The organism is Saccharopolyspora elongata (assembly GCF_004348985.1).
GTDB classification, from domain to species: domain Bacteria; phylum Actinomycetota; class Actinomycetes; order Mycobacteriales; family Pseudonocardiaceae; genus Saccharopolyspora; species Saccharopolyspora elongata.
The window spans coordinates 1-12,980 of the sequence record NZ_SMKW01000146.1 but is presented as its reverse complement, the minus strand read 5'-3'; the positions used below and the strand labels follow the sequence as shown (position 1 = coordinate 12,980).

At 66.7% G+C, this 12,980-nt stretch carries 15 protein-coding genes and 3 pseudogenes; 11 read left to right on the top strand and 7 right to left on the bottom strand.

The window, feature by feature from the left end; translation table 11 throughout:
• Positions 1-127: 127 nt before the first annotated feature.
• Positions 128-538: pseudogene (locus tag E1288_RS44690) on the bottom strand (transposase); the annotation flags it as partial.
• Positions 539-645: 107 nt separating this feature from the next.
• Between E1288_RS44690 and E1288_RS44685 the strand changes: the two are divergent.
• The gene (locus E1288_RS44685) at positions 646-828 is read left to right on the top strand and encodes a hypothetical protein (RefSeq protein WP_132495206.1); all 183 of its coding nucleotides are present in this window, start codon (positions 646-648) and stop codon (positions 826-828) included.
• Positions 818-1,378, top strand: coding sequence for a hypothetical protein (locus E1288_RS44680; RefSeq protein ID WP_132495204.1), 561 nt, complete (start codon positions 818-820; stop codon positions 1,376-1,378). Before E1288_RS44685 ends, E1288_RS44680 begins: the two co-directional genes overlap by 11 nt.
• Positions 1,379-2,334: 956 nt before the next feature.
• Here the strand turns inward: E1288_RS44680 and E1288_RS50240 are convergent.
• Positions 2,335-2,712: a helix-turn-helix transcriptional regulator gene (locus E1288_RS50240; protein ID WP_328592570.1), complete on the bottom strand. Its 378-nt coding sequence runs from the start codon at positions 2,710-2,712 to the stop codon at positions 2,335-2,337.
• A gap of 274 nt (positions 2,713-2,986) precedes the next feature.
• Between E1288_RS50240 and E1288_RS44670 the strand changes: the two genes are divergently transcribed.
• Together E1288_RS44670 and E1288_RS44665 are read left to right on the top strand one after the other, a co-directional pair.
• Entirely contained in the window at positions 2,987-4,270 is a 1,284-nt protein-coding gene (locus E1288_RS44670) for a glutamate decarboxylase (RefSeq protein WP_132495202.1), read from the top strand.
• A gap of 16 nt (positions 4,271-4,286) precedes the next feature.
• The gene (locus E1288_RS44665; protein ID WP_132495200.1) at positions 4,287-5,219 is read left to right on the top strand and encodes a nitrilase-related carbon-nitrogen hydrolase; all 933 of its coding nucleotides are present in this window, start codon (positions 4,287-4,289) and stop codon (positions 5,217-5,219) included.
• Between the two features lies 1 nt (position 5,220).
• Here the strand turns inward: E1288_RS44665 and E1288_RS44660 are convergent, their stop codons facing one another.
• A complete protein-coding gene (locus tag E1288_RS44660) occupies positions 5,221-5,991 on the bottom strand; it encodes a LamB/YcsF family protein (RefSeq protein ID WP_132495198.1) in 771 nt (256 codons plus the stop codon).
• A gap of 175 nt (positions 5,992-6,166) precedes the next feature.
• On the opposite strand from E1288_RS44660, the gene E1288_RS44655 reads away from it, so the two are divergent.
• The 4 genes from E1288_RS44655 to E1288_RS44640 are packed head-to-tail and all read left to right on the top strand — an operon-like array spanning position 6,167 to position 9,643.
• Positions 6,167-7,060: a 5-oxoprolinase subunit B family protein gene (locus E1288_RS44655; protein ID WP_132495213.1), complete on the top strand. Its 894-nt coding sequence runs from the start codon at positions 6,167-6,169 to the stop codon at positions 7,058-7,060.
• The gene (locus E1288_RS44650) at positions 7,057-8,037 is read left to right on the top strand and encodes a 5-oxoprolinase subunit C family protein (protein WP_132495196.1); all 981 of its coding nucleotides are present in this window, start codon (positions 7,057-7,059) and stop codon (positions 8,035-8,037) included. Before E1288_RS44655 ends, E1288_RS44650 begins: the two co-directional genes overlap by 4 nt.
• Before the next feature lie 20 nt (positions 8,038-8,057).
• Entirely contained in the window at positions 8,058-8,297 is a 240-nt protein-coding gene (locus E1288_RS44645; protein WP_165968616.1) for an acetyl-CoA carboxylase, read from the top strand.
• The gene (locus E1288_RS44640) at positions 8,294-9,643 is read left to right on the top strand and encodes an acetyl-CoA carboxylase biotin carboxylase subunit (protein WP_132495194.1); all 1,350 of its coding nucleotides are present in this window, start codon (positions 8,294-8,296) and stop codon (positions 9,641-9,643) included. Before E1288_RS44645 ends, E1288_RS44640 begins: the two co-directional genes overlap by 4 nt.
• A gap of 542 nt (positions 9,644-10,185) precedes the next feature.
• Here the strand turns inward: E1288_RS44640 and E1288_RS44630 are convergent.
• The 3 genes and pseudogenes from E1288_RS44630 to E1288_RS44620 all read right to left on the bottom strand — a co-directional run.
• Positions 10,186-10,469, bottom strand: a pseudogene (locus E1288_RS44630) (amino acid permease); the annotation flags it as partial.
• Between the two features lie 128 nt (positions 10,470-10,597).
• On the bottom strand, positions 10,598-11,083 hold the full coding sequence (locus E1288_RS44625) for a DoxX family protein (protein ID WP_207954911.1): 486 nt from the start codon (positions 11,081-11,083) through the stop codon (positions 10,598-10,600).
• Between the two features lie 29 nt (positions 11,084-11,112).
• Complete coding sequence (locus tag E1288_RS44620) at positions 11,113-11,286, bottom strand: hypothetical protein (RefSeq protein ID WP_328592569.1); 174 nt, start codon at positions 11,284-11,286, stop codon at positions 11,113-11,115.
• Positions 11,287-11,368: 82 nt separating this feature from the next.
• Between E1288_RS44620 and E1288_RS50055 the strand changes: the two genes are divergently transcribed.
• The 3 genes and pseudogenes from E1288_RS50055 to E1288_RS49550 all read left to right on the top strand — a co-directional run bounded on the left by E1288_RS50055 (position 11,369) and on the right by E1288_RS49550 (position 12,237).
• Complete coding sequence (locus E1288_RS50055; protein ID WP_268952033.1) at positions 11,369-11,497, top strand: hypothetical protein; 129 nt, start codon at positions 11,369-11,371, stop codon at positions 11,495-11,497.
• 148 nt (positions 11,498-11,645) lie between these two features.
• Positions 11,646-11,798 (top strand): annotated as a pseudogene (locus tag E1288_RS50050) (hypothetical protein); the annotation flags it as partial.
• 31 nt (positions 11,799-11,829) lie between these two features.
• Positions 11,830-12,237 carry a PhoX family protein gene (locus tag E1288_RS49550; protein ID WP_328592568.1) on the top strand — a complete coding sequence of 136 codons (408 nt, stop codon included), beginning with the start codon at positions 11,830-11,832 and terminating at the stop codon, positions 12,235-12,237.
• A gap of 82 nt (positions 12,238-12,319) precedes the next feature.
• Here E1288_RS49550 and E1288_RS44610 read toward each other — a convergent pair.
• A partial coding sequence (locus E1288_RS44610; protein ID WP_207954908.1) for a YwaF family protein occupies positions 12,320-12,980 on the bottom strand: 661 nt, incomplete at its 5' end.

The following is a 12,980-nucleotide window of genomic DNA, read 5'->3' as shown; positions in this document are numbered from 1 at the left end:
AGGCTGCTGAGCCGGCTTGCCGGGCCTGTCGGATGAAGTGGACACGTCTATCAGGATCTCCGATCCCGCCCTCGCTCCGGCACCCGGCACTCACACCAGGTGTCTCATCTCATCCTGACAAAGAGGGGAGAGCGGAGCCGCGTAGGTGTTTGAGTCGTCCGTTGATCGCTTCGGTGGGTCCGTTGCTGGTGCTGGGGCGGTCGAAATAGGCGAGCACGTCGTCGGCGCGCTTCTTCAGTGTCCGGCCGAGCGTGACGAGCTCGGTGAGGGCAGCCGGGACGCCGGCGCTGAGGGAGTCGATCAGCTTCTCCATCAACTCCTTGCCAAGCTTGCGGTCAGGTTCGCGGTAGGCGGCGATCATCCGCTGGTAGATCTCCCAGGTCGCCTCGACTTCGACGTGCGTGTCGCCGTGGCTCTCGGCGTCGAACAGGTCGGCGAGGCGGTCCTTCTGCTTGTCGGTGAGTAGGTCGGCGCCGGTTTGCAGGGTCCGCCGTGCCCGGTAGAGCGGGTCGTCCTTGCGGCCGCGGTGGCCATGGATGCCCACGAGCTCGGTCTCACGCTCGGCGCGTCCTTGAGAAGCCTGACCATGAACCCCGTGTCGATCGAATCGCCTGAAGGTAGTGACTGAGTACGATGCCGCCGCTCGTGTCGCTGCTGATCGAGATGAACAAGCACGCCGGATTCCTGGGTTGCTTCGCCCACGTCGGAGGCGAGCAGAGTCGGCAAACTGCCGCGCATAATCCGGTATGTGCGGCAAAAGACATTGTGATCCTTGAAATCTGGTCGGTGGCCGCGCCGCTTGGGAGATCATCCGTGGGTGTCTCCTGATTCTGATCCCATCCAGTGGCTCGTCGTCGTTGCCGCCCTGGTCCAGACGGCGGCAGCGGTCATCCAAGTCCGTCAAGGCCAGAACGCGGGCCAGTCCACTTCTCCTGCCGCAGCGGTAACCGTTCCGGTCAAGCTGGGGCTGCTGGGCTCCGTGGTCAGCGTGCTGTGGGTCGCGGGGTTCAACTACCTCCACGAGCGCCGCGAGCTCGGCGACTGGGTCTTCTACGCGATCCGTGACGAGTTCCAGAACGCCACGTTCCTGAAGTTCTTGCTCTTCATCGGCGACCTCGCGATCCCGGTTCTGGGGTGTGCCGCGGTTGCGGCGCTCCTCAAGGCGATAGTCGTTGGCCGTCTGAACATGTCGCAGACGCTCGTGAACTTCGTGGCGCTGACAGCCAGCTCGGCGAGCATGTTCGTCGCCGTCGGCCTCATGTACAGCTTCGGGTCCAAAATCATCTGGCCAGCGATCGTGATTGGCATCCTGGCCGGGCTTCAGGTGGACATCGATCAGCCCGATACCGAGGCCAGCCCCGACACTGAGCGCTCGTAAGAACAATCGACGCCCGGACCTTGGCCTGCGGCTCGGCTGTCGCGAGCATTCGTCGCCGTCGAATGCGTCGCTGTACCACTAGACGATGACGAGCTGCGGAGTCAGGCGTCGCCGATCCGGATGGGAGCGAACTGCTCGCTAGTGAGGTAGGAAGCCGCCTCGTCGCGGAGGCAGCAGGGCAGATCCAACGGCGGTGGCCAGCGTGCATCGCCAGTGCCCACGGCTGTGTCCATTCGTTATCCGGCGGCCCTACCACGTGCACCGCGGGCTGGAGTGCTGCGACATCGCTCCGCTCATGTCCGCCTTATCGGCACGGTGGCCCGATGCCTGAATTGATCAACGGATGGACGCTGTGGCGACCGATCACGAGGGTGGACCGCTAGGCTGGCCGAGCGAATCACGACTCTAATCCGAGCGGAAACGCTCGGATTATCAACAAGACCAACAGGCACAACTTTCAACCGAACAAGATTGAGCCAAAAACTTGACGCGAGACAAGCCCACCTCCTCGCAGCCCTCCGGGCCTGTCTGGCCGACGTCACCAGATACGACAAGCTTGCCGCCCGCCACGAAGCAGCCGTCACCATCACAGCGATCAACGAATGGCTCCCGTGATTTCCGAAACAGACCTAGCGGACCGGATCGACGCAGGCGGGTAGCTCGGCGCGTTGAACCGATGCCGCCGATTTATCAAGCCGAGGTCGTCACCGACGCCGTAGTCCACGGCGCCGCCTCGCAGCGCCGCGTACCCGACTCCGCTGGGAGTCGCGTGAGTCGGGCTAGCTGTCGTGGCTCGGCGCACGCCCCCTGGAACACCAGTATCTCGTTCGAGACTCGAGGTGAATCCCGGCCTCGGCCGAAAAGGCGTTCCTGCTCCCGCATCGGTTGTCGGCCAACTCGTACAGCCGGCCTGGCACCCCAGTTGCTCTGTCGACCTCATTCCGCCGCGGAGTGGGCTAGGTGTTGCGCCCCAAGGCTTTCACGACCGCTGAAGTTCGATCGCCCACGCCCAGCTTGGTGAAGATGTTGCGGAGGTGGTTCTTGACCGTGCGCTCCGATATGCCCAGCGATCGTGCGATCTCCCTGTTGGAGTGGCCCCGAACGAGCTGGTCGAGCACCTCCCGTTCCCGCTTGGTCAGCGGGGACAGCACGTGGCCGTTCGCAGCGACTTTGGGAAAACCGTCGTTCTCGTCTGGTCGGGTCAGCTCGATCCGGAGCGCAGCAAGCTGACCGACCTGGTGCAGGACCTGGCGCATCGCGCGTGAATGCTCAACGGCCTCGTGCAGCAGGGCGATTATCGCCCGGTCTAGCGCCCGGTCGTGGGAACGGGCCATCAAACGCCTCCACTCGGGCGGTTCGGCCGGGGTCGCCCGGTACCCGGTACGTCGATCAGCACTTCCTATTTCGCCACGCGACCAGCGGAAATAACTGAAACGCCGATCAAATCGCTCGGATGCCACAGGAGATACCCCAGACGGCCCAGCACGGCTGGGTGGGTACGGCACTAGTACGAATGCGCTGGGCCGAATTGTTCATGGCGCTTTGCTCCTGATCGCTCGTAGCGTGACCGATGTTGTCGCACACCACCAGCAACAGGAGTGTTCAACCATGTCTGCTCTGGCGAACGCGGCCGAGGAACCGTTATGTTCCTCGACTCACCTTCGGCGTGGGATCCCGGATTTCGGAATGGACGCGGATGCGGCGCTGAATGCCGTGGCGGGCAGGTTGCGCGGCGGCTGCCGTCCGGAGCGGAACCTCGCGACCTTCCTCACCACATCGATCGAACCGGAGGCCCATCGAGTCTACCGAGCCTACCTGAACTACAACCTCGTTGACCGCGAGCAGTACCCGGCGATGGATGAACTGCTCCGCGAATGCGTGCGGATCATCGGCTCGTTGTGGCACGGGGATGCGCGGCGAGTGGTCGGCAGCGCCACCACGGGGTCCAGCGAGGCCGCCCTGCTGGCCGGGGTCGCCCTGCTGCGGAGCTGGCAGGCACGCACCAGGGGCGAGCTGTCCCGCCCGAACCTCGTCATGGGTGCTGGAGCGCACGCCTGTTGGAAGAAGTTCTGCCGCCACTGGGGAGTCGAGGCCCGCATCGCCCCGGCCAGGGCTGGGCGACTGGCCCTCGACGGCATCGCGGCCGTGGACCTGTGTGACGAGGGGACCATTGGCGTCATCGGCGTCCTGGGGTCCACTCTGGACGGGCGCTACGAGCCGATCGCCGAGATCGCGGCCGAGCTGGACAGTCTCGCCGAACAGCGTGGGATCGACGTGCCCATGCACGTCGACGCCGCCTCCGGCGGGCTCATCGCACCGTTCCTGGACACCGAGCTCCGCTGGGACTTCCGCATCCCGCGGGTGGTGTCGATCAACGCCTCCGGCCACAAGGCGGGCATGGTCCTGCCGGGCTTGGGCTGGCTGCTGTGGCGCGACCGGGGCCGGCGCCGTCCCGAACTGGGGATTCGGATCAACTACCTCGGCGGCGACGACACCCACTACGAGCTGAGCTTCTCCAGATCGGCAGCGCCCGTGGTCCTTCAGTACTACAACTTCATCCGCTTCGGATTCGCCGGTTTCCAGGCCGTGCACGCCCGTTCCAGGTCGCTGGCGCGACAGCTGGCCGACCGCCTGCACGACACCGGGCGGTTCCGGCTGCTCGGAGACGGCAGCGAACTGCCGGTGGTGGCACTGACCGCGGAGCCGCCGATCAAGTTGCGGCGGTTGGCGATGCACCTGGCCGACCGCGGCTGGGCAGTGCCCGTCTACACGCTTCCGCCCGAACTGGACGAGGTCGAAGTGATGCGCGTCGTCGCCCGCAGCGACTTCACGCCGGAGGCGGTTGAAGACTTCACGGCCGCTGTCGAAGAGTTCATCTCCACTGTGAATTGATCGGAAAAGGAGAACCATGCGTCCCGTCCGAATCACCAGCAGGTTGGTCGACCGCGAACCACCACGGCCCGGCACCGGAATCCGGGTCTCGCTCTTCCAGGGCGAGAACCCGGCGGGTTCGTCGACCGCGAAGGCGGAGAACCTCGCCAGGATGGAGGAAGTCCTAGTCCTGGCGGCCGGCTACGACTGCCAGCTCTGCGCGTTCCCCGAGTGCTTCAACACCGGCTACGCGCTCGGGCGCGAGCAGTGCGAACTGCTGGCGGAGCCGTCCGACGGCCAGTCCGTCCAGCTCGCCCGGAAGTTGTCCAAGCTGCACGACGTCGCGATCGTCCTGCCCTACGTGGAGCGGGCGGAAAGCGGTGCCTTGCACGATTCGGTGGCCGTTGCCGCAGACGGCGAGCTCATCACCAACTACCGGAAGACACACCTGTACGGCGCCGCCGAACGCGCGAACTTCACCGCTGGTGACGAAATTCCACCGGTGGTCGAGGTGAACGGGTTTCCGATTGGCTTGCTCAACTGCTACGAGTGCGAGTTCCCGCCGCTCTACCAGAGCCTGGTCCGGCGCGGCGCGCGTTTGATCGTCGGTCCGACGGCCGCGGACCGGCACTTCACGCTGGAGGACGGGACTCCGACGCTGGTTCCCTATCCCGATGCCACCGAGCACATCATCCCCGCGATGGCGGCCGTGTGGCGGGTGTTCGTCGCCTACGCCAACCGTCGGGGTTGGGAGGTCTCGGAACGCGGGCAGTGGGAGTACCGGGGCAATTCCGGCATCTGGGCGCCGAACGGCACCGCGGTGGTGAGCGCCGGTCCGGAGGAGCGCGCGGTGGACTCGTTGCTGGTGGCCGACTGCGTGCCGCACATCGTGCCGCCGTTCAGCCCGGAAGGAGATCACCTGGGCGATTCGCGCATCGAGGCCTCGGACGACCTGCTGCCGGCTGGCTGACTCAGGACCGCGCGTCCGCGACCTCGGCCATCACAGCCAGGCGCACCCCCTCGGCGGCGAACCGGTCGCGGATCGCCGCCGCGATCTCCGCCGCGTTCGGCCGGTCGCCGTGCAGGCAGATCGTGTCGGCGTCGACCGCGATGGGCGTGCCCGCGACGGAGGTCACTTCGCCGCGGAGCACCGCCACCGCCTGGTCCGCGCAGCGCTGCGGGGACTTGGCCCGGGGATCCGGCTCGATGATGATGTGGCCGGATTCGTCGTAGTCCAGATCGGCGAACGCCTCTCGCACCACCGGGAACCCCCGCTCGGCGAGACGTTCGGCCACCGGTCCGGCAAGGAGCACGACCCGAACACCGGGGGCCGCAGCGGCGAAGGCCTCCACCACGGCTTCGGCGACGGCGTCGTCCCTGACCGCCAGGCCATAGAGCGCACCGTGCGGTTTGACATGGGAGATCACGGCACCGTGGCGGGCGGCGATCGCCTGCAGTGCGCCGAACTGGTACAGGCACGCCCGGGCGGCTTCCCCCGGGCTCATCGACAAGGCCCGCCTGCCGAAGCCGATGAGGTCGGGGAAACCAGGGTGCGCGCCGATCGATGTCCGGCCGTCACGCGCCAGTTCGACAGAGCGGCTCATCGTCGCCGGATCCCCGGCGTGCCAACCGCACGCGATGTTCACGGACGTCACGAGCGGGATGAGGCGGGCGTCATCACCGAGCCGCCACCGTCCGAAGCTCTCCCCTGCGTCAGCGTTGAGATCGACGAGAGTGCGCAACTGGTCACCTCCAGGTCGGCCGCTGATGGTAGGTGTCGGGGCCCCCGCACGCATGGCGGTCACAACACCACCTCACCCGAAGGTGCCTCACGCACGCACGACCAAGCTGCGCGCAGCGGTCCCGCGGCGCATTCTCAACTCGCATTCGGGGGCGAGGGGGTGGGCCGTGACCGCGATGGAGAGGCAGCTGCCGCCGGCGCGTTACGAGTTCGGTGGCGATGAGTTCGTCTTCGTCGAGCTCGACCGTGAGATGAGCTTGGAAGCCAACCTCAAGGCGATGGCGATCACCGGTGCGCTGCGCCGCGAGAATATCGACGGCGTCATCGACATCTGCCCGTCCAACGCCTCGTACCTGGTGCGGTTGAACCCCGATCGCCTGCACCCGGCCGAACTGGTCGAAGAACTGCGCAGATTGGAGCACACGGCCGGCGAACTGCCGGACGACCACGCGGTGCGCACCCGCATCGTCGACGTGCCGGTGCTCTTCGACGACCCGTGGACCCGCGAAACCCTGCTCAAGTTCCGCGACCGCCACCAGGATCCGGACGCCACCGACCTCGAGTACGCCGCCCGCATCAACGGTTTCCCGGACGCCCGGGCCGTGATCGAGGCGATCACGGCGGCACCGTTCCTGGTCACCATGCTCGGTTTCGTCCCAGGACTGCCGTTCTGCTACCAGATGGTGCCGCGCGACCGGCAGATCCAGGTGCCGAAGTACGTGCGTCCGCGGACCGACACGCCGGAACGAGCCTTCGGCTACGGCGGGGCTTTCGCCGTGGTCTACCCGGTGCGCGGGGCCGGCGGGTACCAGCTCTTCGGGATAGCTCCCGCTCCAGTGTTCGACCTCGCGCAGCGGCTGCCGGATTTCGCCGACGACATCGCGTTCCCGCGGCCCAGCGACGTCCTGCGGTACCGGGCGATCGACCGCGACGAGTACGACCGCACCCGTTCCGACGTGGCGGCGGGGCGCTTCCGCTACCGGATCCGCGACGTGGAGCTGGTCCCGGCGGAACTGCTCGCTGACCCGGACGCAGTGAACGGGCGGCTCTTGGAGGTGCTGTACCGGTGAGTTTCGTGATCGTGCGATCGGGCGGCTTGTCCACGACCGTCCAGGACACAGGTCGAGACGGGCAGTACGCCATCGGAATGCCGCCGTCGGGTGCCGTGGACCAGTACTCCTTCGCGGTGGCCAACTTGCTTGTCGGCAACCCGGACGGTGCTGCCGCCCTGGAAGCGACGTACCTCGGACCCGAACTCGAGTTCACCGACTCGCGCAGCGTCGCGGTGACGGGCGCGGACAGCGACGTGACGATCAACGGGGAACCCGCTCCCGCCTGGCAGGCGCTGCGGGTGTCGGCCGGTGACGTGCTGACGGTCCAACAGGTCCGCGCCGGTGCCCGTCCGTACGTCGCGGTGGGCGGTGGCATCGATGTGCCTCCGTACCTGGGCTCGCGTTCGACCTACATGCTCACCGGCATCGGCGGTTTCCAGGGACGCGCGTTGATCAGCGGCGACCGGCTGCCGCTCGGTGAGGCCGGACCAGCCCCGGCGGTCGGTACCGAGATGCCCGAGGAGCTGCGCCCGGATTTCCCGGCGGCAACCGAACTGCGGTTCGTCGTCGGGTTGTGCGCCTACCGGTTGACCGAACACGCGCTGGATTCGTTCCTCGGCACGGAGTGGAAGGTGAGCAAGGACGCCGACCGGGTCGGCTACCGGCTGCGCGGCGGATCGCTGGAGTTCATCGAACGGGAGCAGCCGTTCGGGGCGGGCAGCGATCAGGCCAACGTGGTCGACCTCGGTTACCCGGTCGGCTCGGTGCAGGTTCCCGGCGGGGACGAGCCGATCGTCCTGCTCAACGACGCGGTCACCGGAGGTGGGTACGCGACCATCGGGACGGTGATCTCGGTGGACCGGGACCGCATGGCGCAGACCAGGACCGGGGGTCGGGTGCATTTCACGCCGGTGGACGTCGAGGCGGCGATGGCCGCCCGACAGGAGCGGCGTGCACGACTGGAGAAGGCGCGGGCGGCGGTCGCACCCGCTTAGCGCTGTTCGAGAGGAAATCAATGTCTACAGTGGATGCTCAGATGCCGGGGGTCTTCTACCGGCGCCCGTCGCCCGAGGCGAACCCGTTCATCGAACCCGGTAGCGTTGTGCGGCCGGGTCAGACGCTGGGGCTCATCGAGGTGATGAAGACCTTCAACGAGGTCAAGGCGGACCGGGTCTGCCGCGTCAGCAAGATCCTGCTCGACGACGGCGACGAGGTGGACGTCGGCCAGACTATGTTCGAGGTCGACGAGCCATGACCGGGCTGCGGCGAGTGCTGGTGGCCAACCGCGGCGAGATCGCCGTTCGGATCATCCGCGCGTGCCACGCGGCGGACATCGAAGCGGTGGCGGTCTACTCCGATGCTGACGAGAACGCGCGGTGGGTGCAGATGGCCGACGATGCGGTGCACATCGGCCGATCAGCCGCGCAGAAGTCCTACCTGGATCCGGATGCGCTGCTCAAGGCGGCGCGGTTCACCGACGTGGACGCGGTGCACCCGGGCTACGGATTCCTATCGGAGAGCGCCGCTTTCGCCCGGGCGATCATCGAGGCGGACCTGGTGTTCATCGGGCCGCCCCCGGCCGTCCTGGAGCAGATGGGCGACAAGGCGGCTGCGCGGCGCGCCGCTGAGGCCGCCGACATCCCGGTGGTGCCCGGCAGCGGCCCGATCACCGATCCGGCGGAGGCACCGCGGGTGGCTCTGGAAATCGGATTCCCGCTGCTGCTCAAAGCCGCCGCGGGCGGGGGAGGCCGGGGGATCCGGCCGGTCCGCGACACCGAAGAACTGCTGGACGTGCTGCCCGGAGCCCGAGCAGAGGCGCGTTCGGCGTTCGGGGACGCGACGATCTACCTCGAGCGCGCGGTTCCCAACGCGCGGCACGTGGAGGTGCAGGTGCTCGCGGACGAGCACCGGAACGTCGTGCACCTCTTCGAAAGGGACTGCTCGGTGCAGCGGCGCCGGCAGAAGCTCCTCGAGGAGGCGCCCGCGCCGGCCCTGCGCGAGACGACCCGGCAGGCCATCACCTCGGCGGCGGTGCGATTGGCCGAGCACGTCGGCTACCGCAACGCCGGCACTGTGGAGTTCCTGGTCGACAGCGACGAGAACTTCTACTTCATCGAGATGAACGCGCGCGTCCAGGTCGAGCACCCGATCACCGAGGCGATCTCCGGCGTGGATGTCGTCGCGGAGCAGCTGCGAATCGCCGGTGGCGCCCCGCTCGCGCTGGATCAGGACTCGATCGAGTGTAGGGGTGTCGCCATCGAACTGCGCATCAACGCCGAAGACCCGGAGCGCGCCTTCACCCCGACTCCTGGCGATATAACCGCACTGCACCTGCCCGGTGGCCCGGGGGTGCGGGTCGACACGGGCATTTCGCAAGGGGACCGGATCAGCCCCTTCTACGATTCGCTCATTGCGAAGCTCATCTGCTGGGGAACGGACCGCCAGCAGGCCTACGCCAGGGCGCGGCAGGCGCTCGCCGAGTTCCACGTCGAAGGCGTCGCGAGCACGGTGGCACTGCACCGCAGGCTGACCAGCAACGCGGAACTCGGCGACGGCCCGGTCCACACCATGTGGCTGGAACAGGTTCTCGCCGACGACTGACAGCGCTGGCGATGGCGAGCGCACAAGAATCATCGTGCTGGGAGATGCGCTCGTTGATTGGGCCTGGGCAACCTCAACGGCCTCTACCACGGCGTGCAGCAGCTCAACCACGCCCAGATCGACCGGTGGTCGCCAGTGGGGACGAATGGATCGCCGGTGCGTTCCGCGCATCGGCAATGCTACGTCGGAGCCCCGAATTGTGACGCGAGGCAGAGAGCCAGGGTCTGTGCCGACAGGCCATGACCATCCTCCAAATGACCCGCGAACACCAGCCGAGTCGCCGAGCCCGTGCGCTTCCACCAGCGAGCTTTCGCCACCGCCAGGCGGGCACTAGCCGTTTTCAGGCGATCATGCGCGAACGAAGGAGCGAGGAATGGATCCGACTGCGAACCTGCCATCGGGAGGACCCTACGAGCAGGTGCTCTCCTTGTCGTGCCACGGGGAGACTCAGGACGAGGCGTTCAACAAGGCCACGCTGTGGTTGGGAATCAGCGGGAACACGGCACGCGTCCTCGACGTATCCTGGCGACGAGCCCCCAATCGTAGCCGGGCGGGGTGTAGGCGGCGAAGGTCATGGCCATTGCCGCGCAACTGGCGGTCTTGCCGACGACGAAGCCCTATCCGGTAAGAAAGCCCCACCAATGCCCGAGCCGTTCCCGGCGTAGATGTAGGTGCCACCCGATGTCGGGTATACGGCCGCCAGCTGGGCCGAACTCGCCGCGTTGCAGTAGGCCACTATCCCCGCCAGAACGAGGGCGATCATCAGGCCGCTGCCGGCGGCGGCTGCGGCGGGTGCGAACGCGGCGAACACGCCCGCGCCGAGCATCGAGCCCTGGCCGATCGTGGTGGCATCTAGGGTGCCCAAGGACCGAGATAACCGGCACGGGGCATCAGAATCTGTCGAAGAGCTCACGGTGCGGCTCGTTCCTTACATCATTCAGGAGTTCGCGTTATTCAAGTGTTCGCGTTGTTGGGCGGAGTCAGTGGGGGTTCGGTGTCGGGCTGCATGTGCGGATGTGGTGGAACCGAAAGCCGCGCGTCCAACGACCAGGCCCCGGCACCGACGATGAGAAGGAACAGCGATCCGAACAACTGACCGAGTTCGGTGCGGGCTTCGTGGGCGTACTCCCAGAACCCGTCCTGGACCAGGATGGGAACCTTGGTGAACACCTCTGCCCCGATCATGTTGATGATCATCGGGATCGCCGCCAGCCGAGTAAGGAGCCCGATGATCAGCAGGACCCCGCAACCGATTTCGAAAACCCCATCGAGATAGGCGAAGAACCCCGGTGCTGGCAGTGGAGTCTCCTTGGCGAAGCGTCCGGGGCCGAGCTCACCGGGGAACAGGAACTTCTGGATCCCTTCGGATAGGAATATCCCGCCGACGACCAACCGGATGAGGATTACCGCCGCCGGTGCCTGTGTTCCCAGCAGTCGCATCCGCACCGGGGGTCTCGCGATGTCAGTAGTCATGTCAGATCCTCGTTTTCTGCGGGCTGTATCTCGACCCGGGTACCCAGGACTTCGGTCGCCAGTTCCCGCAGCGCTGCTCGGCCCGCCGCGAGCTCTTCACGTCCCGCGGCGGTTGCGCGGTAGACGCGTCGCTGACGGCCGTCGACGACCTCCTGCTCGGAGATCAGCAAGCCCTCGGCCTCTAGCCGGGTACAGGGCGCCCGGACTGATCTGGTAGCCGTGGTTGGCCAACTCACGCGCCATCCACGCACCGTGAAGCAGCTCCTCGGCAGCCTGATGCAGGATGTGCAGACGAATCGCACCGCGGAAGAACTCGCGCATCACGCCCCCACCCATCTACCCCTCGGCAGTCACCGCGGCCCCGACGTTGACGACCGCTGACACCAGGGCAACCAGCCGCGATGATCGCGTCCGGCCGACAACGAAGGGCCTCCATGCTCGCCCGGCTATGTTGCGCCCTGTTCATCTTTCTGGCCACCGATCAGGCTCTCGACCGGTGCATTGACACCCTTGCCGCGCCCGCTTTCCCCGCCTGCACCGGGACACGATCGCGCGGTGCGTGCAGGGCGCCTACAACGAACTGCGCGCGACGGCGACGATCATCGATCACCTCGTCCCGCTCGCCCAACGCCACGCCGCGGAACAACTCGCCACCCTGCCGCCGGACCGCCTCGACGTCTGAACCCGAGCAGGCCGGCCACCCGAGGCGGCAGGTGCTTGTGGCCAACCACGAGTACACCGACGAGATGCTGATTTTCGCGGGCTACTCCTCGGAGAACCCGACCCGGGAACAGGTCGAGATTCTCTGGTCGGCGCATGGCATGACCGTTGTTGTGCTGGCCGACAACGACAACCGTCTGTCCCCTGTGGGCACTCACCGGTTGAACCGCAGGATCACCGCGACCACGCCGTTCGATGTCACCGGCCCGGCGGCGGGCAGTAACCTGCTGAAGACCTCCGCGGACCCCACCGGGCACATGGTGCTGGGCACGCTCAACAACTGCGGTGGCGGTGTCACGCCGTGGGGCACGGTGCTTTCCGGCGAGGAGAACTTCAACCAGAACTTCGGGACACCTGGCAGAGCAGCGACACGATCATCTGGACGTGATCTCAACGACTGACGCGCAGCGTCCTAACCAGCCGCGATGGCTTTTCGAGCGGCACAAGTTCGGCATGGACGGCGGTTGAGGTCTGGAGGTGGGTTCAAGCTTCGACCGGTTGCCCACTCGAAGTAGCCCCGCGGGATCGCGTCCAGGGCCACGTGATCAGTGCCCATACCGCGAGTCCGAGAACGACTTCGACGCCGAGGTACCAGGGCCAGTCGCCCATGAGGTCGAGCGGGGAAGGAGCGTTCGGCTTGGCGTTCACGAAGCCGTAGTTGGTGCCGGCCATCGTGTTGAATCCCAGGGCGGCGACACCCCAAGCCAGGGTGGTCGAGACCGCGATCGCATAGCTCCGCCAGTCGGGTCGCATCCCCAGTCCCCACGTCAGGTAGATCACTGCCCATACCACCATGGCGTGCTCCGCCCAGAAGTCGACGAAGTCGATGTGCGGGAAGTCCGGTACCTCGATCGCCGGTGTGATCATCGCGATGGTGCTCAGAGTGAGTCCCCAGTAGTACGTCAGCGCGTAGGACCACTGGTGACGGGTCCACAACGTGTAAGCAGCGGCCATCCAGGCAAGATCGGACAGGTGGAAGGGAAGCGCGACCCCGATGTCCCATCCGGAGGCCAGCGTCCCGTACACCAGCACGGTCGCTGCGAACAGCACGATCACGACGGCGAACGTCCGGGCGAACACCTGGCCCGACCTGGCTTCCCGATGCCTGCGCCCCAGCCAGACCAGCACGACGGCGCCCGCTGCG

Excerpts from the sequence above, each read along its gene's own strand:
- E1288_RS44665 (WP_132495200.1), top strand. The coding sequence starts at position 4,287 with ATGCGTCCCGTCCGAATCACCAGCAGGTTGGTCGACCGCGAACCACCA.
- E1288_RS44625 (WP_207954911.1), bottom strand. The coding sequence starts at position 11,083 with ATGCGACTGCTGGGAACACAGGCACCGGCGGCGGTAATCCTCATCCGG.
- E1288_RS44640 (WP_132495194.1), top strand. The coding sequence starts at position 8,294 with ATGACCGGGCTGCGGCGAGTGCTGGTGGCCAACCGCGGCGAGATCGCC.
- E1288_RS44655 (WP_132495213.1), top strand. The coding sequence starts at position 6,167 with ATGGAGAGGCAGCTGCCGCCGGCGCGTTACGAGTTCGGTGGCGATGAG.
- E1288_RS44645 (WP_165968616.1), top strand. The coding sequence starts at position 8,058 with ATGTCTACAGTGGATGCTCAGATGCCGGGGGTCTTCTACCGGCGCCCG.
- E1288_RS44670 (WP_132495202.1), top strand. The coding sequence starts at position 2,987 with ATGTCTGCTCTGGCGAACGCGGCCGAGGAACCGTTATGTTCCTCGACT.
- E1288_RS50240 (WP_328592570.1), bottom strand. The coding sequence starts at position 2,712 with ATGGCCCGTTCCCACGACCGGGCGCTAGACCGGGCGATAATCGCCCTG.